The following is a 25,298-nucleotide window of genomic DNA, read 5'->3' as shown; positions in this document are numbered from 1 at the left end:
AACCCATCGGGCAAATAAGGTTAATTTGGTGAAATTTATAATAAATAAAGGGGTTTAAAAAGCTTCAGGCAACAAGTACCGCTATTCATTTACTAAGCACGCAAAAACCGGGGCTTAGCGGTTCTATTTCCGGCGCTTCCGGTAATGCAACACGTCTGTCAAAGCAGCTTGGCTACTTCACACCTGTAGAGCGGGTTGTCCGTCATAGCGTTGTGCCCCGCGCCTGGTAGTACAATCAGCCTATCGGAAGGTTTGCATAGTGCCTGCAACTTGAGCGACGACTCATAGTAAATCACCTCATCCTGGTCGCCGTGAAATAGCGCGATGGGCGCTTTCACGCGCTGTATCAACTCATTAGTAGGCATCGGGTAGCGCACCAGGAAGCCCGGCACAAACGGATACAGACGCGTAGCCAAGTCGCGGATGCTGAAGTATGGCGCTTGCAAAATCAGCAGCTTCGGGTGTTGCTGGGCGGCCAGCCACGTCGCCGGCCCCGTGCCTACCGAATAGCCCAGAATCACGGTCTGGCTTTCGGGGTATTCCGGCAATAGCTGCTGGTAAGCGGTCTGCACGTCGCTCAGTAGCTGGGCTTGGCTCGTTATTCGGCCTTCGCTCTTGCCATAGCCACGATAGTCGAGGATAAAAACGTCGTAGTGCAGGCTGGTGTAAGCGTCGGCGGCGGGGGCCCAGCTGTCTACCGTCCCACCATTGCCATGCAGGTAGAATACCAGCCCCTTGGGACTCATCGCTTTAAACAGCACGCCGTGCAGCCGGGTGCCATCGGCTGCCGTAATCCAACGCTCCTCAAACCTGCCGGGAAACTGAAACTGGTAATCGGCGCGCAGCTGGGTTGGGAAAAACAGCAGGCTTTCCTGCTTGAAATACAATACACAGCATACTAGCACATACAGCACTGCCAGCACGCCGACCACAATAAGAACAACTTTCATAAGCAACCGCAAAGCCCAAGGGGCTGTCATAAAAATCAAGAAAGCCAAACGCAGCTTACCACAGGCAGTTCACCCGCCAATGGTAGCCATGCTCTCGAAGCTGAGCTGATGCAGCGGCCGTTGCCGCTCCGCCTCAAAGCCGTTGGCGGCCCGGAAGCGGAAGGCGGCGGCCAATGCCGCGGCTATTTGCTCATCGTCCTTGCCGCTGCGCAGGAGGGCCCGCACATCCAGCACGCCTTGATCGTAGAGGCAGGTTTTGATGCCGCCTTCGGCCGTGAGACGCAGACGGTTGCAAGTACCGCAGAAAGTGCGCGAATAAGCCGCGATGATGCCCACACGGCCCTGGTGCCCGGCAATGGAATAGTCTGCCGCAGTGGCGCCCGCCGCCGTAACCACTGGCGTAAGCTCGCCGAAATGCTCCTCCAGGTGCTGCCGGATGCGCACGTGGTGCCACGGCAGCGACGCCGGCCCGGCCTCGTGGCTGCCGCCGTTGAAGGGCATTTCCTCGATGAAGCGCACATCCACGGGCAAGCTGCGGCTGAGGTCGGCCAGGGGAATGAGGTCGGCAATATTTTGCCCAGCCATCACCACGGTATTGATTTTCACTTGAATACCCGCATCCAGCAAGGCGTGGAAGGTTTCCAGCACCCGCGGCAGCTCGTCGCGCCGCGTGATGCTGGCAAACCGGGCACGGTCGAGGGTATCGAGGCTGAGGTTGACGGCCTTCACGCCCATTCGGGCCAGGGCGGGCACGTAGGGCGCCGTGAGCACGCCATTGGTGGTCAGGCTAAGGTCGTCGATACCGGGCAGCTGCGCTAGGCGCTCCATAAAGGGCACCAGGTCGCGCCGCACAAAGGGCTCACCGCCAGTCAGCCGCACTTTGCGCACGCCCAGCGTGGCCAGCAGGCCGGTAATGCGCAGCATTTCCTCGTAGCTCAGCAGGTCGTGCTTGGGCATGTAGTTGATACCTTCTTCGGGCATGCAGTAGAAGCAGCGCAGGTTACAGCGGTCCGTCACGGCCAGGCGCAGGTACTCCAGCGGCCGGCCGTGCTGGTCGAAAAGGGGCGCCACCACCGGAGGGGCCAAAGAAGGAGCAGCTGGAAGCACGTTTATCACCAATTTTGCCCGATTGTACGTAGCACCGCCGGCTTGCGCCTAAACCCCCGACGAGCGAAAGGTGTTCAGGTGCCGAGCGCGGCAGCGGCCCAGACAGTCGCCGAGCGCTGGTTTTGACCAACATTTACGTCGAAAGATATGTCTTTAAAAATCGCCTTGTACGGCATCACCCGCGACATTGTGGGCACGGCCCTGATTGAGCTGCCCGCCCCGGCCCCCGCCACCGTCGGGGCGCTGCTGGAGGAGCTGCGCCGGCAGTACCCCGCGCTGGGCCAGCTGCGCAGCTGCGCCGTAGCCGTGAACAACGAGTACGCCGCCAACGACCAAGCCCTGCATACTGTAGACGAAATCGCCCTCATTCCGCCCGTTGCCGGCGGCTAAAATAGCGTGGACCCTGCGAGTCCGCGCCCAAACGAAGCGCTCCACCGCGCGGATTCGCAGCGTGCCACGGTACTACCCTTATGACGCCTCATCTTTCCATTACTGACCAAGCCATTGATGTGGCCGCCGTCCTGGCCACCGTGCAAACTGAAGCTGCCGGGGCCGTGAATGCGTTCATCGGCACAGTGCGCAACCAATCGGGTGGCCGGCCCGTGCGCCGCCTGCACTATGAGTCCTACGACAGCATGGCCCTCACCCAGCTCGGCCACGTGGTAGCCCAAGCCTACGAAAAATGGCCCATGCTACAGCAAGTGGCCGTGGTGCACCGTAAGGGCACCCTAAACCTGAGCGACGTGGCCGTGGTAGTAGCCGTGGCTACCCCCCACCGCGCCGAAAGCTTCGCCGCTTGTCAGTTTATCATTGACACCCTAAAACAGGTCGTAACCATCTGGAAGCACGAAGAATATGAAGACGGCACCGAGTGGGTAGCAGCGCACCCATAAGCGCTTTTGCAACAACAAAATGCCCAGTCTCCGCGAAGAGACCGGGCATTTTGTATTTACTCTTGGAAATACCTCAAATTGTACCGCTACAGCGCTTACTTGCTCGGTATCAGGTAGCCCAGCGAGAGCTGAAAGGCCGAATGGCGGGCATTCTTTAGGTCACCGTTGAAGTAAGTGTTGTTTTCACTCTTCACGAAGTCGCTGAAGGCACCGGTGTAGCGTACGCTCAGGCTCAGGCCGTTGCTAGCTTCGTAGCCGATACCGGCCACGTAACCCAGCTCGTTGCGGTTCAGGCCGCTTACATCGGTTTTGTTCTGTGTCTCGGCCACGCTGGGGTTGCCGATGGTAGGCGTGGTCGTGGTTTTGGTTTGGTTGTTGCCGCTCAGCAGGTAAGAATACTGCGGGCCGGCTTCAGCCACAAAGCCCAGGGCCTTGAATTTGAGCAGCACCGGCACGTCGAGGTAGTTATAGCTCACCTTGCCTTCGCGCTGCTGCTTACCCAAGACCGACGTATACTCGGTCGGCTTATTCTCAAACCCTTTCTGCGAGTACAGCACCTCCGGCTGCAATGAGAGCAATCCGTCGCCTAGCAGCGGGGCATTGAGCATCACGCCGCCCAGGAAGCCCACTTTATTGTTGTACGTATTCTCGTTTTTGATATTGCCGGCCAAGTTCGTGTAGTTGGCGCCAGCCCGCAAGCCGAAGCGGATGTCCTGGGCTTGAGCTGAAGAAGCGGCCGCCATTGCCAGCAGTGCGGCTCCTATAAATTTATATTTTTTCATGTCAGTTAATAGCTGGTTAAGAAATAAATCTGGTTTGGCTTCATTCGAAAAGTGTGCCAACCTGAGCTATAAACGGCTATTCTCGCCCCAATGTACTGAAAGCAGCAATCAGAAAAAGCCTGGCTATGGAATAGCCAGGCAGATTTTCAGCTAGTTAAGCGTGTGCTGTTTTCAGGCCTGATTTTAGGCCTCCGAACCGCCCGCAGCTTCCAGCAGCGGGTGGCTATCGGAATTTAGCGAATCAGCTCCCGCTGCGCCTGAGCGCGTTCCTCGGGCGTGTTCACGTTGCGCAGTTCCTCGGGGGCTGGCGGGTTGAGCAGTTCGATATCGGAGTTAATCAGCGCTTTGCGTGGGCAGGAGTAGCCCATGCCCAGAAACCGCAGCAGCTGTCCGTAGCTGCGCGGCTCCCAAATGGTGACCAGCGGCTCGGGAAACTCGTCCCAAGGGCTGCGCAGAGCCGTGGCGGCCCGGGCCGGTCGTCGGTTAGTCACCAAGAACTCCAGCGTGGCGCGATTAAGGAAGGGCAGGTCGCAGGCCAGCACCAGCCACGCCGCGTTGGGGTCGGCCTGAAATGCGGAGAGGACGCCCCCCAGCGGGCCCAGCCCCAGGAAAGTATCGGGCAGCGGGGTAAGGCCGACGGGCAGGTCAGCGAGCTGGTCGGGGCGCACGGACACGCGGACGTCAGGGCAAAACTCCTCCAGCAGCGCGGCAGTGTGCTGCCGCTGGTCCAGCTCGTGGTAGTGCAGGGCGCCTTTGTCGGTTTGCATGCGCTCGCTGCGGCCACCGGCCAGCACCAGACCGCGCAGCACCGGCACGGCCAGCAAGTACCACTGCTGGATGAAGGCGGCAATTTTGCCCGTGTCCGCGAGGGGCAGCACGGGCGGCAGGGGAGCGGCACTCAGGTGCTCGGCCAGTCCGGCGGGCAAGTCGGTCTGGCCTTCGGCGAGGAGAATCAGCCGCACGTCGGTCAGGCGGTCGAGCTTCTTATCCAGCGGCTTGCGCGGGTCGACGATGACGACTTGCTGGCGGGCGCGGAAGTGGTTGCCATTCACCAGCACCACGCTTTCGTGGGCCAGCAGCTCGGGTTGCGAAAACTTGTCGAGGGCCCGGGTTAGGTTGAGCTGGCGATGGCTGATTTTATCAATCAACTCCGCCGAAAGGCCATTCTCCGCTACGTAGGGCAAGAGCCGGAGGGCGGTTTCGGGCGCGGCTTCGGCAGTGATTGCGTCGCTGGCGGCGTGGTCGGCATCGACGTAGGCCACGCGCAGCTGCGGGGCCAGATGCGGCAGCAAACGGGCTACCAAGGCTTGAATATCAGCGCAGGGAGCACCGAGAATGGCCAGCTCGTGCCGGCCAAATTCGCCTACATCGGGCCGGGCCAGGGTGGCGTGCTTGGTGCGTTTCGGGGTGGAGGTAGATAGACTGTCCATGACGAAATTTACAACGTTTCGGGGCGATGAAAGTCACTCTTGCCCCCGGTTTTTTCGATAAGCTGCACGCTATCGATGGTGATGTTGTGCGAAAACGCCTTGCACATGTCGTAGATGGTGAGGGCAGCCACGGTGGCGCCGGTCAGGGCTTCCATCTCCACGCCGGTGCGGCCGGTGACCACGGCCGTGCATTCTACGCGCAATGCATCGGGGCCATCGGGCTCAATCGTGACTTTGCAATCATCCAGCCCCAACGGGTGGCATAGCGGAATGAGCTCCGATGTGCGCTTGGCGCCCATGATGCCCGCCAGAATGGCCGTGTGCAGCACGGGCCCCTTGTGCGAGGGCATCTCACCGGCCTGCACACGGCTCAGCAATTCGGCTCCGAGCACCACCCGGCAGCGGGCGCGCGCCACGCGGCGGGTGGGCATTTTGGCGCCGACATCCACCATGGTAGGCTGATTGGCAGCGTTGATGTGAGTGAAGTCTTTCATTTGGCAATCATCATTTGGAGCCGTTTCAGGGTAACGTAGTGCGAACTTTGCAGTTCGCGTCTTCGCGCCGTTAAAAGTCGGTCAGGTATCGTTCGGTAACGCGAGCCGCAAAGTTCGCGCTGCGGCGCCACTGCCTGGTCTGCTACCCGAAGGAAGAACTAAATCTGGCTTGGTTGAAATAGAAGATTCAAGTTGCTGATAAGCCGCGTCGCGGTAACAGACTGATAAACGTTAAATGACAATCATCAAATGATACCCGTTGCCGAAGCCTTTGCCCACGTGCTGGCCACCGCCCGGCCCTTGCCGCCCGAAACCGTACCCCTACCCCAGGCCGCAGGCCGGGTGCTAGCCGAAACGCTCACCGCCGACCGCGACTTCCCGCCCTTCAATCGGGTGAGCATGGACGGCATCGCGGTAACTCACTCCGCCTGGGCGGCGGGCCAAACGGCGTTTGATATCGAGCACACCCAGTACGCCGGGGCCCCTGCCCAGGCGCTGCGAAACCCGCGGGCTGCGGTAGAAGTCATGACCGGCGCCGTGCTTCCCCCTGGCACCGACACGGTAATTCGTTATGAGGATATTTTGCTGGCCGATAACCGCGCCATCATTCAAATTCTACCGCCTGACGCACCAGGCGTCAGCATCCACCACCAGGCCGCCGACCGCCGCCAGGGCGACGCGCTGCTAATGCCTGGCACCCGGCTGGGCCCGGCCGAGCTGGCCGTAGCTGCTACCGTAGGCGCCGTCGAGCTGGCCGTGACCCGGGCTGCCCGCGTGGCAGTCGTCAGCACCGGTGATGAGCTGGTGGACATCAGTGAAACGCCTTTGCCGCATCAGATTCGGCGCTCCAACGCGTATGCCTTGCAGGCGCTGTTCGCCGAGGCAGGGGCCGAAGTAGCGCTGTTTCACCTTTCGGATGAGCGGGCGGCCCTCCGCCAGGGCTTGGCCAACATCCTCGACGCGGGCTTTGATGCTGTGGTGCTGAGTGGGGCGGTGAGCAAGGGCCGCGCCGACCACCTGCCAGGCCTGCTGCGCGAGCTGGCGGTGACCGAAATCTTCCACGAAGTGAGCCAGCGCCCCGGCAAGCCCCTATGGTTTGGGGCTCGAACGGCCGGCCCGGTGGTGTTCGGGTTGCCGGGCAATCCGGTTTCGACGTTTATCACCGCTTGCCGCTACGTGCGGCCCTGGCTACGCGCCTGCCAGCAACCGGATGCGGCGACCGGGGCTTTGGCAGTACCCAAAGCTGCCATACTCACGGTCGATATGCACTTTGGGCCCCGGCTGACCCATTTCGTACCCGTACGCCTAACCGTGGATGCGGAAGGGCAGCACCTGGCCACGCCTCTCCGGGTGGGTGGCTCCGGCGATTTGACGGGACTGATGGGGGCAACGGCCTTTTTGGAGTTGCCGCCGGAGCCGGTGGCTTTTGCGGCGGGCAGCGTGTGGCCAGCCTGGGAAATATGATTCCAGGCTGTTCGCGGCCCTGAACGATACCTAAACACTTTTAAAAACAAAGTGACGCAAGTTACAAAGTTCGCGCTACGCTACTCCCCGCAACGGCTCTAGTCCAGGTTTTAACGCAGAATTACGAAAGGACCGCAGTAAATAGACTTTGCTCCCGGCAGGGCTCGGGCATGCCTCCGCAAGGTGGACTCACACTTTTTGCGGCTGTGAACAAAAGTGTGAGTGATGAGAGAAACTCACACTTTTTTGGGGAGGCGCGGAAAGTGTGAGAAGCCCAATAGACTCACACTTTTCACAGCGTCTCGAAAAAGTGTGAGTCAATGGATTGGAGCCGCACATCGTCCCAGTCTGGTCGTTAGCCGACTCTTGGAACCTAGCCTAAAAAGCCTGCCCGAAAAACGATGATCCTTGGACGCCGGGAAGACCTCCAACTGCTCCGGCCGGCGGGTGAGCGGGCGATGATATAGTAGGTGTAGAAAGAAAAAGCCCCCGCGGGGGCTACGTCGTACTAGCTAGCCCCGCTAGCTTGCGTCTCTGACGCGCCCGGTGGAGAAGAGACAAATCATCCCCATTTATAAGCTGTAGCGGCTATATACTCATGCACGGTGTTCAGCTCGCCTTTGACCAGCACTAGCCCGCGCCGGGTACTACTGGTGGTAATTTCCTTTTCCACATTGATAAACTCTTTGTAGCCACCGCTAACTTTCATCGCTCCCCCCCTGATGGTCACGGTATAAATAAACTCGAAACTCACTATTTCATTATCGACCTTAACTTCGAGGCCATCATGCGGAGCATTGAATTCATCGTTAGGGTCATAGTTGTCATAGGGTCTAACCCGTAGTTTGACATCTCTCTTCACCGTGGCCGGATTTACCCGGTGCGTCTTGGAGTTTGCCTTAAAAATCATCTGCAAATACAGCGTGGGATAGTCTTTGCCGGCTGGTGCCACGCGCGTACGCACCAATTTTTCGTATCCCTGACCAGGAACAGCCTCAAAAGTCGCGTTGTAATCTATAATCATGGTAAGAGAAGGTGGGTAAAAGGGTGGTTGCTTTTGGTTGGAATGAGTGTTGTGCCGCCACACGAGCGAGCAGTGGTGCGGCTACCTATGTAAAGGTTTGTAAGTCGTATCATAGTCGAGTGCATGGCCGGCCGCTTTGAGAGAATCCCAGCGATACCGAATGTTCGCCCGAAGCTGCCGCACGTTGGCGAAGCGGTATTTTTTTCTGCCTCTGTAGATACTAATGGGGTCCTGTGGGGTGGTTCCCTCTAGTTCCCCCCGCTCGATATCCCGCACCATATCTAATTCAGATAGTAGTTCTCCCTCTGCTTCTTCGCGGGGGGTAAAGTCCCCGTAAGTAGTAGCGGGTCCCAACGTATGCTCTATTCTGCGAGTAGGGTCGGGGGCACGGTCGGCCTCACCGGACTGGCAACTGACTAGCCCGGTCAGGCTTAGAAGCAACAGGGAGCAAGGGCGGGCAAGAGGATGCATGGCTAGATGGAAAAATGAGGTTGACGATGATGGAAGATACGCGGGCTTAGGATGCAAAGATATACTTACAACATTTGCTTGGCTGGAGACTTAGACTCGTGTGCGGCGGCGCGCCCCTGCTACCCGACCCAGCCGAAACCGAATCAACTACCCTTAACAACGAAACATGAGTTCAGCCTTTCACCCCATGATGCAGAGCCAGCGGCCGGGCGTCGGGCGGATAGCCCATCCGCGCTTCAAATCTTATACGCGGCGGATTCAACCTTGCTGCTGACACTTTACATTGAGACGAATGAGCGTGTGGACCACGCCTGGCTGTTCCTCAAAAACAACCGCTAACAACTGGAGATGACCAAGCGCCTAATTGCACTCAGTACGATGCTGAATAACACTCGTGGATTAGATGTAGACGGGTGGAGCCGCGACAGGCTCCACCCGCGGCTCGTGCCAAATCAACTATTTTCCTGCCGTCGTGTTGTATCTTCGCCCTGCGCTGCTATCCAGAAAGACCGAGGGACCGGGCCCGATGACGTCTTGGCAACCTACCACGAATAGGTGCCAACTCCCGTTTTACCACGTTTTGGTGAAAGAAGATGACAGCCGAAACCGGACGCTACCGTTCGGGTTTCTTTCTGGATAGGCGCTAAGTTGCCCGCTATTCATATCTGAAAGAAATGTCCACCGCCACCCTCCCTGCCCGCCCGGAACGCGACCTCCAACCACAGGTCGGCGAAAGCCAACGTCCGCGCTTCAGCCTCTCCGACTTACTGCGCCAGCGCCTGCTGATTCTCGACGGCGCCATGGGCACAATGATTCAGCGCCACCCGCTGACGGAGGAGGACTTTCGTGGTACCCGTTTCGCGGACCACCCCAAGCCCCTGCGTGGCAACAACGACTTGCTCTCGCTCACGCGCCCCGACATTATCAAAGGCATTCACGCCGAGTATTTCGCGGCGGGGGCCGACATGGTGGAAACCAATACGTTCTCGGGTACCACCATCGCCCAGGCCGATTATGGGTTGGAGCACGTGGTATATGAGCTGAACTATGAATCGGCCCGCCTGGCCCGGGAGGCCGCCGACGAATACTCGACCCCCGAGCAGCCGCGCTTCGTGGCCGGCGCCATTGGCCCCACCAACCGCACGGCCTCGCTTTCGCCCGACGTGAACCGGCCCGGCTTCCGCGCCGTGACGTTTGATGAGCTGGCCACGGCCTACCTGGAGCAAGTGCGCGGCCTCGTGGACGGCGGTGTAGATACGCTGCTCATCGAAACGATTTTCGACACCCTCAACGCTAAGGCGGCGCTCTACGCGGTGCAGAAATTCTTCGATGATGGGGGCCGCCAGGTGCCACTCATGATTTCGGGCACTATCACCGACGCCTCGGGCCGCACGCTTTCGGGCCAGACGGTGGAGGCCTTCTGGAATTCCATTCGCCACCTGCCGCTGCTGAGCGTGGGCCTGAACTGCGCCCTCGGGGCCAACCAGCTCAAACAGTACGTGGAGGAGCTAAGCCGCATTTCGGACGTGCACATTTCGGCGTATCCCAACGCCGGCTTGCCCAATGCCTTTGGGGGCTATGATGAATCGGCGCAGGAGTTTGCGGCGCTGGTAGAAGAGTATTTGCAGGATGGCATCGTGACGGTAGTGGGGGGCTGCTGTGGCACCACGCCCCAGCACATCGCCGAGCTAAGCCGGCTGGCGAAGAAGTACAAGCCACGTCCGCTTGCCTCATCCCTCCGGCCCCCTTCTCCTTCAGAGAATGGGCAGCCTGACGACTCTATACCTAGTTCGCCTAGCTCCCTCTTCTCCGAAGAAGGGAGCCGGGGGGATGAGGCAACTCGCATGACGCGCCTTTCGGGCCTCGAACCCTTTAACATCGCCCCAAACAGCCTGTTTGTGAACGTGGGCGAGCGCTGCAACGTGACGGGTTCCCGCGCTTTCGCCCGCCTCATCCGGACCGGCGCGTATGAGGAAGCACTGGCGGTAGCCCGCGCCCAGGTGGAAGGGGGCGCCCAGGTGCTCGACATCAATATGGATGAGGGCATGCTTGATTCGGAGCAGGCCATGACCACTTTCCTCAACCTCATTGCCTCGGAGCCCGATATCGCGCGGGTGCCGCTGATGATTGACTCATCGAAGTGGAGCGTGCTGGAAGCGGGCTTGAAATGCACCCAGGGCAAGCCGATTGTCAACTCCATCTCGCTGAAAGAAGGCGAGGAGGAGTTTAAGCGGCGTGCCCGCACCGTGCGCCAGTACGGCGCCGCCGTGGTGGTGATGGCCTTCGACGAAGATGGCCAGGCCGATTCGCTGGAGCGCCGCATTCAAATCTGCCAGCGCAGCTACGACATTTTGGTGAACGAGGTGCAGATGGCACCCGAAGACATCATCTTCGACCCCAACATTCTGACCGTGGGCACGGGCATGGACGAGCACCGCAACTACGCGGTCGACTTCATCGAGGCCGTGCGCTGGATTAAGGCCAACCTGCCCGGTGCCCTCACCAGCGGCGGGGTCTCGAATATTAGTTTCTCGTTCCGGGGCAACGACGTGGTGCGCGAGGCCATGCACTCGGCCTTCCTCTACCACGCCATCCGCGCCGGGCTGGACATGGGCATCGTGAACCCCAGCCAACTGGGCGTGTACGACGAGATACCCAAAGACCTGCTCGAACTCTGCGAAGACGTGCTCCTGAACCGCCGCCCCGACGCCACCGAGCGCCTGGTGGAGTTTGCCGATACCGTGCAGCAGAAAGGCAAGGTGGCCGTCGTAGCCGATGAATGGCGCAGCCTGCCCGTGCAGGAGCGCCTGCAACATGCGTTGGTAAAGGGCATCACCGAATTTATCGACCAGGACACCGAAGAAGTACGCCAGCAAGTAGGCCGGCCGCTGGAAGTAATTGAAGGCCCGCTGATGGCTGGCATGAACGTGGTGGGCGACTTGTTTGGGGCCGGCAAAATGTTCCTCCCGCAGGTCGTTAAATCGGCTCGCGTGATGAAAAAGGCCGTGGCCTACCTGGAACCATACCTTCTGGCCGATAAGCAAGGCTCGGACCGCCAGACGGCTGGTAAAATCCTCATGGCCACTGTGAAAGGCGACGTACACGATATCGGCAAGAACATTGTGGGCGTGGTGCTGGCCTGCAACAACTTCGACATCGTGGACCTCGGCGTGATGGTGCCGCTGGAGAAGATTCTCGACGAAGCCCAGCGGCAGCAGGTGGACATCATCGGCCTCTCCGGCCTCATCACGCCTTCGCTCGACGAGATGGTGTACGTGGCCCAGGCCATGCAGAAGCGCGGCATGAAGGTGCCGCTGCTCATCGGCGGCGCCACCACTTCGCGCCTGCACACGGCGGTGAAAATCGCGCCGGCCTACAGCGGCGCCGTGGTGCACGTCAACGACGCCTCGCGCTCGGTGGGCGTGGCGGCCGGCCTGCTAGGCTCGGGCGAAGTGGCTTATGCCCAGACCGTAGCTGACGACTATGCCAACCTGCGGGCCGACTACGCCAGCCGCCAGCGCGACAAGAACTACCTGACCATTGAGGCCGCCCGGGCCAACGGCTTTCAGGCCGATTGGGAAACTACACCCATCACCAAACCTACTTTCCTGGGTACTAAGGTACTGGAGGATTACGACCTCGCCGAGTTGGCCGAGTACATCGACTGGACGCCCTTCTTCCACACTTGGGAGCTGAAAGGCCGCTACCCGCGCATCCTCACCGATGAAACCCTAGGCGAGGCCGCCACCAAGCTCTTCGATGATGCCCAGACCATGCTCCGGAAAATCATCGACCAAAAGCTGCTCACAGCCCGCGCCGTGCTGGGCTTCTGGCCCGCCAATACGGTGGATTACGATACCATCGAAATCTACGCCGACGATTCGCGCGAGACCGTAGCCACTGAGTTTTTCACGTTGCGCCAACAGGGCGAAAAGGGGCCCAAAATTCCCAACATTGCCTTTTCCGACTTCCTGGCCCCGAAAGCAACCGGCCGCCAGGACTACCTGGGCGGGTTCGCCGTCACGGCCGGCATCGGCATTGAGAAGCTGATCGAGCAGTTTGAGGCTGACCACGACGACTACTCCAGCATCATGGTGAAGGCGCTGGCCGACCGCCTGGCCGAAGCCTTTGCCGAGCGCCTGCACGAGCGGGTGCGTCGCGAGTTCTGGGGCTACGCGCCCGACGAGCACCTTACCGGCGACGACCTCATTCAGGAGCAATACCGCGGCGTGCGCCCCGCCCCGGGCTACCCCGGCTGCCCCGACCACACCGAGAAAATCACCCTCTTCCAACTGCTCGACGCCGAGGGCAAAACCGGCATCACGCTCACCGAAAACCTGGCCATGTACCCAGCCTCGTCGGTGAGCGGCATGTACTACGCGCACCCCGATTCGCGCTACTTCGGGCTGGGCAAGATTGGGCTTGACCAAGTGGAGGACATTGCCAGGCGCAAGAACATGCCCTTGGCCGAGTTGGAGCGCTGGCTGATGCCCAATTTGAATTACGAGCCGAAGTAGCGCGGACTTTTAGTTCGCGCCTGAGCCTTTTCCCAACCATCGCCTACCTCCCCAGGCGCGAACTAAAAGTTCGCGCTACTCTCAATGAAAGTTACCGAACACCTGCGCCGCGCCGACGGCAAAACCCTATTTTCCTTCGAGGTCCTGCCGCCGAAAAAAGGCGAAAACATCCACACGCTGTTCTCCAATATTGAGCCGCTGATGGAGTTCAAGCCGCCGTTTATCGACGTGACGTACCACCGGGAAGAGTATGTGTACCGCCACCACCCCAACGGCCTGCTGGAGAAGAAAACCGTGCGCCGCCGGCCGGGCACCGTGGGCATTTGCGCGGCCATCAAAAACCGGTTCGACGTGGATACCGTGCCCCACCTCATCTGCGGGGGCTTTACGAAGGAGGAAACCGAGAATGCGCTGATTGATCTGCACTTCCTGGGTATTGATTCCATTCTGGCCTTGCGCGGCGACCCCATCAAGTCGGAAGGCGTTTTTAAGCCTGAGCCCGATGGCCACGCCTACGCCTGCGACCTTATTGGGCAGGTAGCCAACCTCAACAAGGGCGAATACCTCGACCAGGAGCAGGACGAAGCCTGGGCCACCAACTTTTGCATCGGTACGGCTGGTTACCCCGAAAAGCACTTCGAAGCCCCGAATTATAATGCCGACATCCGCTACCTGCGCCATAAGGTCGACCGCGGGGCCGAGTATATCGTGACCCAGATGTTTTTCGACAATGAGGAGTTCTTTCGCTTCGAGAAGCTGTGCCGCGCGGCGGGCATCGACGTCCCCATCATTCCGGGCCTCAAGCCGCTTACTACCAAGGCTCAGCTCACCATGTTGCCGCGCTCGTTCTATCTCAACCTGCCCGAGCCGCTGGTGGAAGCCGTGAGTCAGTGCCGCGACAACGACGCCGTTCGCACCGTCGGCATCGAGTGGTGCCTCAACCAGAGCCGCGAGCTGATGGCCCACGGCGTTCCGTGCCTGCACTACTATTCAATGGGCAAGGCGGAAAGCATTCGGCGCGTGGCCAAAGAGTTGTTTTAAGGCTTTTTATCTAACAATCATCATTTAGCATTTAACAGCCGTACAAGAGGTACTAGCTGTAGTGCCGGTTATTGGGTAGCTTTATACAAGTCACGGCTCCCGCCAACTTGCCTGTTAAATGATAATTGTTAGATGCTACATGAATTAGACGACCTGTTTGCCCGCTTGCGGCTGGCCACCGCACCGGCCGAGATTGAGGCCCTGCAAAGCGGCATCTGGCAACTGTGGCTGACCACGGGCGACGCCGCGCTCGACAAGGAACTGGAGGCCGGCATGCGGGCCATGCAGGCTGGCGACTACACGCTGGCCATCGACCATTTTAACCGGATAATTATATTTAAACCCACCTTTGCCGAAGGCTGGAACAAGCGTGCCACGGCCCACTACCTGCGGGGCGAATACCGGGCATCGCTCCACGATATTGATGAGACGCTACAGCGCGAACCGCGTCATTTTGGGGCCCTGTGGGGCCAGGCGAGCATTATGCGGCAGTTAGGCGAGTACCGCCGGGCACTTACTATCCTGAATAAACTGTCTGTGATCTGCCCACACTTGCCGGGCTTGTACGAGCAACAGCTGAGCCTGCGTGAGCTCCTTGACGACCAAGGGTAATCGGGGTGGCTTGGTGAGAAATAGAACATTTTAGTATCTTTCCTCTTAGCTCCTCCGCCAACTACCATTAGGAGGGAGCAAACAGTCTAATTCGTTATTTACAAATTTATAAATGAAGAAATACTTTTACTATTATTCACAGTTGTTGTTCTTAGCTTTAGCCTTTACTAGCAATGCACAGAAGCTGCATAGTACCAAATGGGAAAGTGGCATGATGGACCGCCGCAACAAGGTAGGCGTGTGGGAATATTACGGGATAACAGCTTCGAAAGAAATGGTGGTGGTGCAGCGCTACGACCACACCACCCAAAAGCTGCTATACTTCCGGCCCGTGGGCGAAAAAACTTACAATGTGGAAATTGCTCCCGGCCAGTGGCAGCGGCGGGCGGTAGACCAGCCGCCGATGTTCATCGGTGGCGACGCGGCGCTGGCCGTTTACACCACCCAGATGCAATACCCGCAGCGGGCGCAGGACAATAACATTCAGGGGGCGGTAACCATAACGTTTGCCGTGGACACACTCGGAAGAATCAACCGCCACCGAGTGCTGCGCGGCATCGGGGGGGGCTGCGATGAGGAAGCCATGCGCGTGGCTCGCAGCATTCCCAACGAATGGATACCGGCCAAGATAGGCAACCAATCTGTGCTCACGGAATACGAGTTGACGCTTACCTTTCGCCTGGCCAAGCCGTAGAAGACAGCCAGGCTTTTTTAATTGGCAACTGCACCACGACATGATACGACAGCTTGAGGGCTTGAAACTGCAACTGAGGTTTTTTTCGGGCATGCTGCTAGCTGCTCTATTCATCACCAGCTGCGATTCAACCCCGCGCGAACGACAGGAGGTGGCCCGCAAAGGCGCCCGTGAGCTCGATACCCTGGCGCGCTCGGCAGGCCGGAAGCTGGCCAATGTGGGCAAAGCCACAGCCCGCTACGACGCAGCCAACCGCGCCCGCCGCGCCCGGCCCCTCGACCCACGCCAGCAAATAGCGATGGAAAGCAAGCTGCTGGGCCCTTACTCCGGCCAAATCAATGCCCTCACCCCCGCCGACCTGCCCAACGCCTATGCGCAGCTGATACGCTCAGCCCGCACCCAGCGCGCCACCTGGACCGACCGCGACTGGGACTATGCCCGCGCCGTATACCAGCGCCTGAACGACCAGCTCAAACAGATTCGCATGGACATGCCGGCCCGCGAGGAAGTAAGGGTGCGCGCCCGGCAGGCCGAATTTGTGGCCCTGCAAGCCGGCCACGCCGCCAAGGGCATCGGCGAAGCTGCCAAACAGCCGTCAGCCGCCAAATAGCCGCCCAGCCTGACCCCGCCCGGCAATGTCCAGCTCTGACTCCATCGTTTTCCTCGAATCGTTTTACGAGCCGATGGCAGCTAATCTGGCTCGCACCCGGCTCGAAGCGGCTGGCATTCCCTGCTTTCTCAGCAACGAGAATTTAGTGTCGCTCATGCCGCTTTACAGCCCCATTACCGGGGGCGTACGGCTGCACGTGCGCCAGCGCGATGCCGAGGCGGCTCTCGAAATCCTGCGCACCGTGCCCGTGCCACCAGCCACCAGCCCCGACGTTGCCTCCTTTGCCGCCGATGCGCCCGACCCCGTGGCCCCCCGCTGCCCACACTGTGGCTCCTCGGATGTGGCTTATGGGCCAGCCACGCGCAATACCTACGGGTTCTGGTCGGGCTTACTCTCGGTGTTGCTGCGGTTTCCGGTGCGGGACAAGCGGTTTCATTGCTTCCACTGCGGCAACGAGTTTAAGTAGCCACCGGGCAGGCAGCAGCGGCAGCTTTATTTTTCTGTATTTATTATAAGATGATTACGGCAACCAGCTCATGGATGGCATGCCCTTCTTCAGCATTAAGCACTATACGATTATACATTTGTGGTGAAATCAATAAGCATCCTTGTCTACTTGCTTACTAATTAATTGACTATTAGAACCTGATTGGTTTTATAGTCTAAGTTGTTTATCATGTTTCCGTGCTAAATCGCCGCTCATCGTCACCTTGGCACCAGGAGTAGCAAAGGCGCAAGCTCTGGATAAGCTTGCTTACGGCCTTCGCATCATGAACTCCGATGATAATATTCTCAGTTTTTACTTATGTGATAAATCAATTGATTACGTGACCTCATGAGTTTCAAGGGAAGATTAAGCAAAAGACCGAAACGTTGCCTTTAGTACTTCAAAGCAGACCTGAGTGAGTATTGCGTTCTGACGAAAGCAGAATAATAATCCGGCACAACAATGCTTTCTGGCTGATGGTGCACCGAGGCCCGATATCAAGAAAATCAGGGCACTGCCTTTGCTATAGCGGTTTAAGCAGAACTGTTTGGGAAACCGTGTACGTATAGCAGGGCCTCTGCCAGCCCATCCGGAGCTTAATAATTGTTTCTATAGTACGTGCAATAGCTTCATTAATTATAAAAATACCATAACCATGGGGGTTGTCGTTTCTGCATGATGGCTCAGGAGAATAACCAGTGGCTCAGATGGCCAACGCTACTTATGCTTCTGCTGCTGCTTAGCTTATCACCTACCCATGCCCAGCCTTCATCCACCGGTGATGGCCTCAAGGGCGACTACTATAACGGTCCTGATTTCGACCAGTTCGTACTGAGTCGGCTCGATGCTAACATTGATTTCAACTGGGCACACCAGCCCCCCGCACGGGGCATGATGAGTGAATACTTTTCGATACGCTGGACAGGTTGGCTGGTACCGCCGGCCAGCGGACGCTATGTTTTTCACGCAACCGTCGACGATGGCATTCGCATTTGGCTAAACGACCGGCTGATTATGGACGAGTGGCGCGCGCAGCCTGTGCACAAGTTCACTGCCGCCATCGAGCTAACGGCCGGCGAGCCTTACCGGCTGCGCGTGGAGTACTTCGAGGAGATTATGGATACCCGCGCCCTCCTTACCTGGGAGCGGCCCGATAGGCTGCTGACCTCGCCGTCTTCGTTGTGGCGCAACTTATTGGGCTTTGCGAAGAAAAAGCCGAAGCCCGAACCTATTCCTACCAGCTTCCTTTTCAGTCGCAACCCACGGCCGGCGCCCACCCGGGCCACCCCTGCACCGAAGAGGCTGCCGAAGCCCCACCCCAAGCCACCGGTAGTAGATAAGCCGAGAGTAGCAAAAAGACGTCCGCCTCCGCGCCGAGCCCCTATCAAACGACGGGCAGTCCCGCCGCCCCACGCCCGCCCCGCGCCCACCCGGCGCGCCGCCGTGACGGCGCCCCGAGTGGCAGTTGCGGCTCCGGCTTTGGTAGTTGCTGATTCGGGTAGCAGCGACCAATTGCTGCGCCTCAAGGTGGGGGAAACGGTGACCTTGCCCGAGTTGTATTTCAACCAGGGCCAAGCCGTGCTGCCGCTCGCAGCCCGCACAGCTTTGGCGGGCTTGGCCATCTTGCTCCGCAAGCAGCCTACCCTGCGCTTCGAAGTGCAGGGCCACACCGATAACGTGGGTAATGCCGAGCTCAACCGCCAGCTTTCGCAGCAGCGCGCCGAAGCGGTGTGCCTCTACCTCACGGCGCACGGCGTCGCACCCAGCCAGCTGCGGCCCATAGGCTACGGCGGCACCCGGCCCGTGGCCAACAATGCCGACCCCGCACAGCGCCCCCGTAACCGCCGCGTGGTGTTGCAGCGGCTGTAGGGCAACGGACACCTGGGCTTTCGAAAAAACCGGCGGTACTGGGCTGCGCGCCGCACAAGAAACCTTTGTTTGGCAAACCATTAGCAGATGACGCGCTCCGTAACCACTTGGTTGAGGGCTTGGCTATGCAGGTTGCCCCATTCGTTTAGAGCCGCCAAGACGGGCTGTAGCGTGAGGCCGTGGGTAGTCAGGCTGTATTCGACGCGGGGCGGCACTTCGGCGTAGACGCGACGGCTCACCAGCCCAGCTTCTTCCAGCTCGCGGAGCTGCTGAGTCAACATTTTTTGGGTTACGTTGGGGATGAGCTTTTGCAGTTGTGAAAAGCGCAGGATGCCATGCGTAGCCAAGCGCGCGAGCACGAAAACTTTCCATTTTCCGCCCAGCACATCAAGCGTTGCCGTGATGGCACAAAAGGGAGCGTGAATTTCTTTCTTCATGACATGAAATTATAGCGTTGACTGTCAGCAACAGTTTCGTCGGGGTATTGACCTTACTTTTTGGTGCCTGCTTGATAAAGACTTCTTAGCCAGCTCACTTTTGCCCTGCCTCCGGCCAATGACGGCCGGAGCTTACGCTGCGCAAGCAACCATCACATGACAAAGCTTCAAGGAAAAGTGGCCCTCGTAACGGGCGGTAATTCGGGAATTGGCTTGGCCACGGCCCAACTATTTGCCCAGGAAGGGGCTCAGGTCATCATCACTGGCCGCGACCAGGCGACCCTTACCGAGGCCGCCCAACTGATTGGCCCCAATACGCTAGCGGTGCAAAGCGACGTGAGCACGCCGACTGATTTAGACGCGCTATTCGCGCAAATAAAGTCCCAGTTTGGCGGGCTGGACATTGTATTTGCCAATGCTGGCATCTTCAAGGGAGGCTCCCTGCAAGACAGTACCGAAGCGCTGTACAACGAAACGTTCGACATCAACGTGAAGGGCGTGTTTTTCACGATCCAAAAGGCCGAGCCGCTGCTGCGCGACGGCGCGGCGGTGGTCATCAACGCCAGCACGGTCATCCATGCCGGCATGCCAGGCGCCTCGCTCTATGCGGCTTCCAAGGCCGCCGTCCGCCAGTTGGCCCGCAACCTGAGCAACGAGCTGGCCAGCCGTAATATTCGCGTGAACGTAGTGAGCCCGGGCTACACCCGGACGCCCATCATCGGGCGGGCCGGCTACGACGATGAGCAGGTGGAAGGCTTCTACAGCCACGTATCGGGCGAAGTGCCGCTCCGCCGCCCTGGCACCGCCGCCGAAATTGCCAAAGCTGTGCTCTTTTTGGCTTCCGACGATTCGAGCTACGTGGTAGGCGAAGAGCTGTTGGTTGATGGCGGCTACGGCACCGTGGCCGCGGCCGGCGTAGCCCGCAGCTAGGTCGGCCGCCACACCGACTGCGACTAGGCTAACCAATAGCTTACGGGGCTCGACCGTGAAACATATTAGCTAGTTGTTGGCAAATATGTTTCACGGTTGGCTGGCATATCCGTTATGGCCGGTTGCTTGAAAACACCACTGCCCTAGCCACGATATGGTTAGGGCAGTGGTGTTTCCAGGCAACCGCCCACTGGGTGAAATCTCGCTGTTCAGCTCACTTTCCCGTAAACTGACGCAGCCCCCTAAACCGGCCCATTATGCCCATTAAAAAGTCCGCTGACTCTCCCTCCTCGCCCAAGGCTAAATCAGCCCGTAACCCTGCTACGGCCAAGCCTGCTCCCGCCAAAACCGAGCGCCGCCCCACCGCCAAGGAAATGAAGACGGTTGCCCAAAAGCTGCCCTACCCGGCCAGCCAGGCCGATATGAAGCTGCAACCCGACTCGGACCTTGCCAACTATAAAGCCGCCGGCAAGCTCAAGGATAAGGTTGCCCTCATCACCGGGGCCGATTCGGGCATTGGCCGGGCCGTGGCCATTGCCTTCGCCAAAGAAGGCGCCCACGTAGCCGTGGTGTTCAACGAAAACGTGGCCGATGCCGAGAAAACCAAGCAACTAGTGGAGCAGGAAAAGCGCAAGTGCCTGCTGCTCCAGCTCGACGTGCGCGACCCGGAACAGTGCAAGCAGGCCGTGCGCCGCACCCTGGCCGAGCTGGGCGGGCTGAATATTTTGGTGAACAACGCCGCCTTTCAAACCAGCCAGGAGAAGTTCGAAGACATTCCGGAGGAGCAAATCCGGCGCACATTCGACACCAATATTCTGGGGTACATCTGGATGGCGCAGGCCGCTATTCCGCACCTCAAGCAGGACGACTGCATCATTAATACGGGCAGCATCGTGGGCATTACGGGCATTCCCATTTTGGTCGATTATTCGGCCAGCAAGGCCGGCATCCATGCCCTCACCAAGTCGCTGGCCTTGTACTTGGGCGAGCGGGGCATTCGGGTAAACTGCGTGGTGCCCGGCCCGGTCTGGACGCCCAACATCCCGGCGACCATGCCGCTGGCTGAAATCGAGAAATTCGGCCACGAAGTCGCCCTCAAGCGCCCCGGCCAGCCCGAAGAGTTGGCGCCCGCCTACGTGCTACTGGCCAGTCAGGACGGCTCGTTCATGACCGGCAGCCTCGTTCACGTAACCGGCGGCAAGCTCAGCAACGACGAATAGCCTTGGGCTTGATGAAAGAGGAACTTGGCTGCTGAGGCGAATTCCCCTTCTACTTTTTGAGCAATAATAGCGTGGCACTCCCTGGCCCTATCTTCTTTTTATGAAGGTTGTATGCTGCGCCACAGCTCGGCGGATGGCCTAAGCTGAAAACCTGATAAATATCCGAATAGCCTCCGTCTTCGGGAAGATTTTGCACGTAAGGGGTTGTTAGCTGAACCGTTTGCTGTGGTGTAGCCCCAGCCAAAGCCTTTTTCTATGCCCGTCCCCGTTTATCCGAGCGGCACTGTTCGTGCCCTGCTGGGCACTGAGCACGTTTCCGAAGCCACCCGCGCCGCCTTGCAAGCCCGGCTCCAAGCGCCTGCTTACGAGCCGCAGTTCCTGGCGCCCGAAACCTTTGCCCTGCTCGAAGCTGTGGCCGCCCGCCTGTTTCCGCAGCCCGACCGCCTGGAGCAGTCTATTCCACTGGCCCCCGCCGTGGACCAGCGCCTGGCCGAGGGCCGCGCCGATGGCTGGCGCTACGACGCCCTCCCGCCCGACCGCGAAGCCTACCGCCTGGGCCTGGGCGGCATCCAGGAAATAGCCCAATCACGATTTCAAGCCGACTTCACGACTTTGAGCCCCGCGCAGCAAGACGCGGCATTGCAACTTCTGGCCAACGGTAACCCACCCGGCACTACCTGGCAAACCCTCGACGCCGGCCGCTTCTTCGAAGAATTAATGGCCGAGCTCACTGAAACCTACTACGCCCACCCGCTGGCCCAGGAAGAAATCGGCTACGCCGGCATGGCCGACCTGCCCACCTGGACGCGCATTGGCCTGGATGAGCGCGAACCCAGGGAGCCCGTGAGCTGAACGGCACACACTCCCCTCCTTACCAGGGAGGGGACGCTGGCGCGAAGCGCCAGCTGGGGTGGTTGGGGCGTTGAACTTCGTTTGAGGGCGTTGAACGATAGCGAATGAACGACAACAGAGGAACGTCACAGTAACTACCGTTCAACGCCCCCAAACGAAGTTCAGCGAAGCTAACCACCCCCGTTCGAGCCGTTGGCTCGAACATCCCCTCCTTGGTAAGGAGGGGAGTTATGTTCTTCCTACCCCAATCACCACCCTATGCCCGACGAAGAAATCATCGAAGAAGGCGTTATCAACCCCGTCGAACCAGAAATTCAGGACCCGCTGCTCCGCGCCTTGCTGGCCGATGACCCCGTAGCGGCAGCGACACCCATTGCTACCCCAGTGGAGCAGCCGCAGGCCATCCTAGCTGAGGCCGACGAAGTTGACTGCGTGGTGATTGGCCTGGGCGCGGGCGGGGCGCCGCTGCTGGCCCGCCTGACCATGGCCGGCCTGAAGGTGGTGGCGCTGGAAGCCGGCCCCTGGCACACCCCCGAAAAGGATTTCGCCACCGACGAAAAAGCGCAGGAATTTCTGTTTTGGAACGACGAGCGGCTATGCGCTGGCACCGACCCGCTGGCCATGGGCAAGAACAACTCTGGCACCGGTGTGGGCGGCTCCACGCTGCACTACACCGCCTACACGCCCCGCCCCCTGCCCGCCGACTTGCATCTGAAGCGCGACTTTGGCCAAGGCGAGGACTGGCCTTTCGGCTACGAAGAGCTGGAGCCTTACTACGAGGAGCTGGAGCAGTTTTTGGGAATTTCCGGGCCCACGCCTTACACCTGGGGGCCCGCCCGGCGCAAGGGCTACCCGCTGGCGCCACTGCCGCTGAACGGCGCCGCGCAGCTCATGGTGCGCGGCGCCGAAGCCCTCGGCATCGCAACTTCGCCGGCGGCCAATGCGGCGCTTTCGGCCCGCTACTATCAGGAGGGCATAGGTTGGCGCGAGGCCTGCACCAACCGCGGTTTCTGCCAGGCCGGCTGTTCCAACGGGGCCAAGGCCAGCATGGACGTCACCTTTATTCCCCTGGCCGTGCGGCACGGGGCCGACATTCGCCCCAACAGCTTCGTGACCGAGATTGAGCGCGACGAGCGGGGCCGCGTCACCGGCGTGGTATACACCCAAAATGGCGAGCAGCAGCGCCAGCGCTGCCGCCACTTGTTCCTCTGCGGTGGCTCGGTGGAAACCCCGCGCCTGTTGCTGCTCAACGAGCTGGCCCTGACCAGCGGGCAAGTGGGCCGCAACCTGATGGCGCACCCCGGCGTGCAGGTTTTCGGCACCTTTGCCGAGGCCGTGCGGCCCTACAAGGGCATTCCGGGCGGGCTGATTTCGCAGGACACCCACCGGCCGAAGGATGCGGATTTCGTGGGAGGGTACTTGCTCCAGAGCATTGGCGTCATGCCGGTTACCTTCGCCGGGCAGGTGGCGCGGGGCCGCAAGTACTGGGGCAAGCAGCTGCGCGACTACATGCAGGGCTACAATCACGTGGCCGGCATCAACATCCTCGGCGATTGCCTCCCCCACGCCGACAACTACCTGGAGCTGGCCGAAGAAAAAGACGCCCGCGGCCTGCCCAAGCCGCGCCTGCACTTCAATATTCAGGAAAACGAACGGCGGATGAACGCCCACGCCGAAGCACTGATGCGCCGCATCTGGGCCGCCGCCGGGGCTACGGATATCTGGGCGTTTCCGCGTTCGGCGCACGTCATCGGCACGGCCCGCATGGGCCTGAGCGGCGACGACGCGGTGGTAGATGCCGACGGCCGTGCCTTCGACGTTCCCAATCTCTACATCTGCGACAACTCCACTTTCCCAAGCGCTCTGAGCGTGAATCCAGCCTTGACCATTATGGCGCTGAGCCTGCGCACGGCCGATAAGTTTCTGGCAAAAGAGCAGCGGCGCGATGGGTAGTGAGTGGTGCATAGTGCTTGGTTGTTGGGTTATCAGCATGACAGGCTGATAAACACACGACGAGCTAATAGCCAGCTACTACGTACCAAGTACCAAGACGCATTAACTAATGAAGTCCTTCCTGACCAACATCAAAGACCATTTTGGCCACGGCAACTACGAGGGCGACCAATACGGCGGGGCGGGCGGCCACGACGGGCGCGGCCTGCCCACGGGGTTGCCAAACAATTTCATGTTCGCAACCGGCATCGAGTGCTCGAACCCGACCATCGACCACGGCCGCACACGACGCGACTTGCTCGAAGAGTGCGGCCACTACGAGCGCTGGCAGGAAGACCTGAGCCTGGTGAAGAGCCTGGGGTTGAAAGTGCTGCGCTACGGCCTCCCCTACTACAAAACCCACCTCGGGCCAGATAAATACAATTGGGAGTTTGCCGATTTGGTGATGGCTGAAATGCAGCGCCTGGAAATCACCCCCATTCTGGATTTGCTGCACTTCGGTGTGCCCGATTGGCTCGGCAATTTTCAGAACCCCGAGCTGCCGGTGCACTTTGCCGAGTACGCGGGCGCGGTGGCCCGGCGCTACCCCTGGGTGCGCTACTACACGCCGATAAACGAAATTTACGTCACGGCCCGCTCCAGCGCGAAAGACGGGGTTTGGAACGAGCAGCTGAAAACCGACAAGGGCTTCGTCACGGCGATGAAGCATTTGGTGGCGGCCAGCATCATGGCTACCCAGCAGATTGCCAAGCAGCGGCCCGATTGCATCATCGTGCAAAGCGAATCCGCCGAATACATCCACGAGCTGCGGGCCATTCCTTCGCCCCAAATCACGCTCGATAATAAGCTGCGTTTCCTGTCGCTGGATTTGCTGTACGCCCATCATCCCGATGGCGACGTGATGAACTACCTGTTCGACAATGGCCTGACACGGCGCGAATACGACTGGTTCATGGCCGGCGAGCCGCCCGGCTACCAGATTATGGGCAACGACTATTACGGCCGCAACGAGCAAATAATCCTACCCGATGGCCAGCTGTGCACCAGCATGGACGTACTGGGTTGGTACAATATCACGCTCGATTATTACCACCGCTACCGCAAGCCGGTGATGCACACCGAAACCAACGTATTCGATGCCAAAGATGCCCCCACCTGGCTCTGGAAGCAGTGGGTCAACATCCTGCGCATGCGCGACGAGGGCGTGCCGGTGCTCGGCTTCACTTGGTATTCGCTCATCGACCAGGTTGATTGGGACATTGGCCTGGCCCGCAAGGTGGGCCGTGTAAACACCTGTGGCCTTTTTGACCTCGACCGCAAGCCCCGCCCCGTGGCCACTTGCTACAAGCAGCTGCTGGAGGAATACGGCCAAATCACCATTGTGCCCCACGGCGAGCTGTTCGAGGTAAGCAAACGGCCCGCCACGCTGAAGGTGGAAGTGTAGCAGCCGCATCGGTTTAC

General features: G+C 59.6%; 22 protein-coding genes and 1 riboswitch. Of the genes, 15 read left to right on the top strand and 7 right to left on the bottom strand.

Features of this window, described 5'->3' with window-relative positions:
• Positions 1-158: 158 nt before the first annotated feature.
• Both WX88_RS20670 and moaA read right to left on the bottom strand, forming a co-directional pair.
• On the bottom strand, positions 159-950 hold the full coding sequence (locus WX88_RS20670; protein ID WP_046246312.1) for an alpha/beta hydrolase: 792 nt from the start codon (positions 948-950) through the stop codon (positions 159-161).
• Positions 951-1,019: 69 nt separating this feature from the next.
• On the bottom strand, positions 1,020-2,036 hold the full coding sequence (gene moaA / locus WX88_RS20665) for a GTP 3',8-cyclase MoaA (RefSeq protein WP_231590759.1): 1,017 nt from the start codon (positions 2,034-2,036) through the stop codon (positions 1,020-1,022).
• 168 nt (positions 2,037-2,204) lie between these two features.
• Here moaA and WX88_RS20660 point away from each other — a divergent pair, with 168 nt between their 5' ends.
• Both WX88_RS20660 and WX88_RS20655 read left to right on the top strand, forming a co-directional pair.
• The gene (locus tag WX88_RS20660) at positions 2,205-2,447 is read left to right on the top strand and encodes a MoaD/ThiS family protein (protein WP_046246311.1); all 243 of its coding nucleotides are present in this window, start codon (positions 2,205-2,207) and stop codon (positions 2,445-2,447) included.
• An 80-nt stretch (positions 2,448-2,527) separates the two neighbouring features.
• Positions 2,528-2,950 carry a molybdenum cofactor biosynthesis protein MoaE gene (locus tag WX88_RS20655; protein WP_046246310.1) on the top strand — a complete coding sequence of 141 codons (423 nt, stop codon included), beginning with the start codon at positions 2,528-2,530 and terminating at the stop codon, positions 2,948-2,950.
• Between the two features lie 95 nt (positions 2,951-3,045).
• Here the strand turns inward: WX88_RS20655 and WX88_RS20650 are convergent, their stop codons facing one another.
• The 3 genes from WX88_RS20650 to moaC form a co-directional block, all read right to left on the bottom strand.
• Positions 3,046-3,732, bottom strand: coding sequence for a porin family protein (locus tag WX88_RS20650; protein ID WP_046246309.1), 687 nt, complete (start codon positions 3,730-3,732; stop codon positions 3,046-3,048).
• A gap of 233 nt (positions 3,733-3,965) precedes the next feature.
• Positions 3,966-5,162 (bottom strand): NTP transferase domain-containing protein, encoded by a 1,197-nt coding sequence (locus WX88_RS29590; RefSeq protein ID WP_082116189.1) that lies wholly within the window; start codon positions 5,160-5,162, stop codon positions 3,966-3,968.
• Between the two features lie 8 nt (positions 5,163-5,170).
• Positions 5,171-5,656: a cyclic pyranopterin monophosphate synthase MoaC gene (gene moaC / locus WX88_RS20640; RefSeq protein ID WP_046246308.1), complete on the bottom strand. Its 486-nt coding sequence runs from the start codon at positions 5,654-5,656 to the stop codon at positions 5,171-5,173.
• A 249-nt stretch (positions 5,657-5,905) separates the two neighbouring features.
• Here moaC and WX88_RS20635 point away from each other — a divergent pair, with 249 nt between their 5' ends.
• Positions 5,906-7,120 (top strand): molybdopterin molybdotransferase MoeA, encoded by a 1,215-nt coding sequence (locus WX88_RS20635; RefSeq protein ID WP_046246307.1) that lies wholly within the window; start codon positions 5,906-5,908, stop codon positions 7,118-7,120.
• A 562-nt stretch (positions 7,121-7,682) separates the two neighbouring features.
• Here the strand turns inward: WX88_RS20635 and WX88_RS20630 are convergent.
• Complete coding sequence (locus WX88_RS20630) at positions 7,683-8,144, bottom strand: hypothetical protein (protein WP_046246306.1); 462 nt, start codon at positions 8,142-8,144, stop codon at positions 7,683-7,685.
• Between the two features lie 964 nt (positions 8,145-9,108).
• A riboswitch (SAM riboswitch) is annotated at positions 9,109-9,215 on the top strand.
• 200 nt (positions 9,216-9,415) lie between these two features.
• Here WX88_RS20630 and metH point away from each other — a divergent pair.
• The 7 genes from metH to WX88_RS30335 all read left to right on the top strand — a co-directional run bounded on the left by metH (position 9,416) and on the right by WX88_RS30335 (position 18,445).
• Entirely contained in the window at positions 9,416-13,132 is a 3,717-nt protein-coding gene (gene metH / locus WX88_RS20620) for a methionine synthase (RefSeq protein WP_046246332.1), read from the top strand.
• 84 nt (positions 13,133-13,216) lie between these two features.
• On the top strand, positions 13,217-14,173 hold the full coding sequence (metF, locus tag WX88_RS20615) for a methylenetetrahydrofolate reductase [NAD(P)H] (protein ID WP_046246304.1): 957 nt from the start codon (positions 13,217-13,219) through the stop codon (positions 14,171-14,173).
• A gap of 132 nt (positions 14,174-14,305) precedes the next feature.
• On the top strand, positions 14,306-14,785 hold the full coding sequence (locus WX88_RS20610) for a tetratricopeptide repeat protein (protein WP_052732917.1): 480 nt from the start codon (positions 14,306-14,308) through the stop codon (positions 14,783-14,785).
• 145 nt (positions 14,786-14,930) lie between these two features.
• Positions 14,931-15,479, top strand: a complete 549-nt coding sequence (locus WX88_RS28070; protein ID WP_197076876.1) for an energy transducer TonB — start codon at positions 14,931-14,933, stop codon at positions 15,477-15,479.
• 91 nt (positions 15,480-15,570) lie between these two features.
• Positions 15,571-16,089 (top strand): hypothetical protein, encoded by a 519-nt coding sequence (locus WX88_RS20600; protein WP_156176315.1) that lies wholly within the window; start codon positions 15,571-15,573, stop codon positions 16,087-16,089.
• Between the two features lie 25 nt (positions 16,090-16,114).
• Complete coding sequence (locus WX88_RS20595) at positions 16,115-16,555, top strand: putative signal transducing protein (protein ID WP_046246302.1); 441 nt, start codon at positions 16,115-16,117, stop codon at positions 16,553-16,555.
• Positions 16,556-17,299: 744 nt separating this feature from the next.
• Positions 17,300-18,445: a PA14 domain-containing protein gene (locus WX88_RS30335; protein ID WP_046246301.1), complete on the top strand. Its 1,146-nt coding sequence runs from the start codon at positions 17,300-17,302 to the stop codon at positions 18,443-18,445.
• Between the two features lie 80 nt (positions 18,446-18,525).
• Here the strand turns inward: WX88_RS30335 and WX88_RS20585 are convergent, their stop codons facing one another.
• Positions 18,526-18,882 carry a winged helix-turn-helix transcriptional regulator gene (locus WX88_RS20585; protein ID WP_046246300.1) on the bottom strand — a complete coding sequence of 119 codons (357 nt, stop codon included), beginning with the start codon at positions 18,880-18,882 and terminating at the stop codon, positions 18,526-18,528.
• 156 nt (positions 18,883-19,038) lie between these two features.
• On the opposite strand from WX88_RS20585, the gene WX88_RS20580 reads away from it, so the two are divergent.
• From WX88_RS20580 to WX88_RS20560, 5 genes are all read left to right on the top strand, one after another.
• Positions 19,039-19,812, top strand: a complete 774-nt coding sequence (locus WX88_RS20580) for a glucose 1-dehydrogenase (RefSeq protein WP_046246299.1) — start codon at positions 19,039-19,041, stop codon at positions 19,810-19,812.
• A 374-nt stretch (positions 19,813-20,186) separates the two neighbouring features.
• Positions 20,187-21,032: an SDR family oxidoreductase gene (locus tag WX88_RS20575; protein WP_046246329.1), complete on the top strand. Its 846-nt coding sequence runs from the start codon at positions 20,187-20,189 to the stop codon at positions 21,030-21,032.
• A 255-nt stretch (positions 21,033-21,287) separates the two neighbouring features.
• Positions 21,288-21,884: a gluconate 2-dehydrogenase subunit 3 family protein gene (locus WX88_RS20570; RefSeq protein WP_046246298.1), complete on the top strand. Its 597-nt coding sequence runs from the start codon at positions 21,288-21,290 to the stop codon at positions 21,882-21,884.
• Between the two features lie 258 nt (positions 21,885-22,142).
• Entirely contained in the window at positions 22,143-23,837 is a 1,695-nt protein-coding gene (locus WX88_RS20565) for a GMC family oxidoreductase (RefSeq protein ID WP_082116186.1), read from the top strand.
• A 109-nt stretch (positions 23,838-23,946) separates the two neighbouring features.
• On the top strand, positions 23,947-25,281 hold the full coding sequence (locus tag WX88_RS20560) for a family 1 glycosylhydrolase (RefSeq protein WP_046246297.1): 1,335 nt from the start codon (positions 23,947-23,949) through the stop codon (positions 25,279-25,281).
• Positions 25,282-25,298 lie beyond the last annotated feature (17 nt).

Origin of the sequence: Hymenobacter terrenus (assembly GCF_000972495.1) — a bacterium.
Lineage (GTDB): Bacteria > Bacteroidota > Bacteroidia > Cytophagales > Hymenobacteraceae > Hymenobacter > Hymenobacter terrenus.
This window is presented reverse-complemented; position numbering and strand designations above follow the sequence as displayed.

Excerpts from the sequence above, each read along its gene's own strand:
- WX88_RS20570 (WP_046246298.1), top strand. The coding sequence starts at position 21,288 with ATGCCCGTCCCCGTTTATCCGAGCGGCACTGTTCGTGCCCTGCTGGGC.
- metH (WP_046246332.1), top strand. The coding sequence starts at position 9,416 with ATGGGCACAATGATTCAGCGCCACCCGCTGACGGAGGAGGACTTTCGT.
- WX88_RS20580 (WP_046246299.1), top strand. The coding sequence starts at position 19,039 with ATGACAAAGCTTCAAGGAAAAGTGGCCCTCGTAACGGGCGGTAATTCG.
- WX88_RS20655 (WP_046246310.1), top strand. The coding sequence starts at position 2,528 with ATGACGCCTCATCTTTCCATTACTGACCAAGCCATTGATGTGGCCGCC.
- metF (WP_046246304.1), top strand. The coding sequence starts at position 13,217 with ATGAAAGTTACCGAACACCTGCGCCGCGCCGACGGCAAAACCCTATTT.
- WX88_RS20575 (WP_046246329.1), top strand. The coding sequence starts at position 20,187 with ATGAAGACGGTTGCCCAAAAGCTGCCCTACCCGGCCAGCCAGGCCGAT.
- WX88_RS20610 (WP_052732917.1), top strand. The coding sequence starts at position 14,306 with ATGCTACATGAATTAGACGACCTGTTTGCCCGCTTGCGGCTGGCCACC.
- WX88_RS29590 (WP_082116189.1), bottom strand. The coding sequence starts at position 5,162 with ATGGACAGTCTATCTACCTCCACCCCGAAACGCACCAAGCACGCCACC.
- WX88_RS20560 (WP_046246297.1), top strand. The coding sequence starts at position 23,947 with ATGAAGTCCTTCCTGACCAACATCAAAGACCATTTTGGCCACGGCAAC.
- WX88_RS20630 (WP_046246306.1), bottom strand. The coding sequence starts at position 8,144 with ATGATTATAGATTACAACGCGACTTTTGAGGCTGTTCCTGGTCAGGGA.
- WX88_RS30335 (WP_046246301.1), top strand. The coding sequence starts at position 17,300 with ATGCTTCTGCTGCTGCTTAGCTTATCACCTACCCATGCCCAGCCTTCA.
- WX88_RS20565 (WP_082116186.1), top strand. The coding sequence starts at position 22,143 with ATGCCCGACGAAGAAATCATCGAAGAAGGCGTTATCAACCCCGTCGAA.
- WX88_RS20585 (WP_046246300.1), bottom strand. The coding sequence starts at position 18,882 with ATGAAGAAAGAAATTCACGCTCCCTTTTGTGCCATCACGGCAACGCTT.
- WX88_RS20660 (WP_046246311.1), top strand. The coding sequence starts at position 2,205 with ATGTCTTTAAAAATCGCCTTGTACGGCATCACCCGCGACATTGTGGGC.
- WX88_RS20595 (WP_046246302.1), top strand. The coding sequence starts at position 16,115 with ATGTCCAGCTCTGACTCCATCGTTTTCCTCGAATCGTTTTACGAGCCG.
- WX88_RS20635 (WP_046246307.1), top strand. The coding sequence starts at position 5,906 with ATGATACCCGTTGCCGAAGCCTTTGCCCACGTGCTGGCCACCGCCCGG.
- WX88_RS20650 (WP_046246309.1), bottom strand. The coding sequence starts at position 3,732 with ATGAAAAAATATAAATTTATAGGAGCCGCACTGCTGGCAATGGCGGCC.
- moaC (WP_046246308.1), bottom strand. The coding sequence starts at position 5,656 with ATGAAAGACTTCACTCACATCAACGCTGCCAATCAGCCTACCATGGTG.
- WX88_RS20670 (WP_046246312.1), bottom strand. The coding sequence starts at position 950 with ATGAAAGTTGTTCTTATTGTGGTCGGCGTGCTGGCAGTGCTGTATGTG.
- WX88_RS20600 (WP_156176315.1), top strand. The coding sequence starts at position 15,571 with ATGCTGCTAGCTGCTCTATTCATCACCAGCTGCGATTCAACCCCGCGC.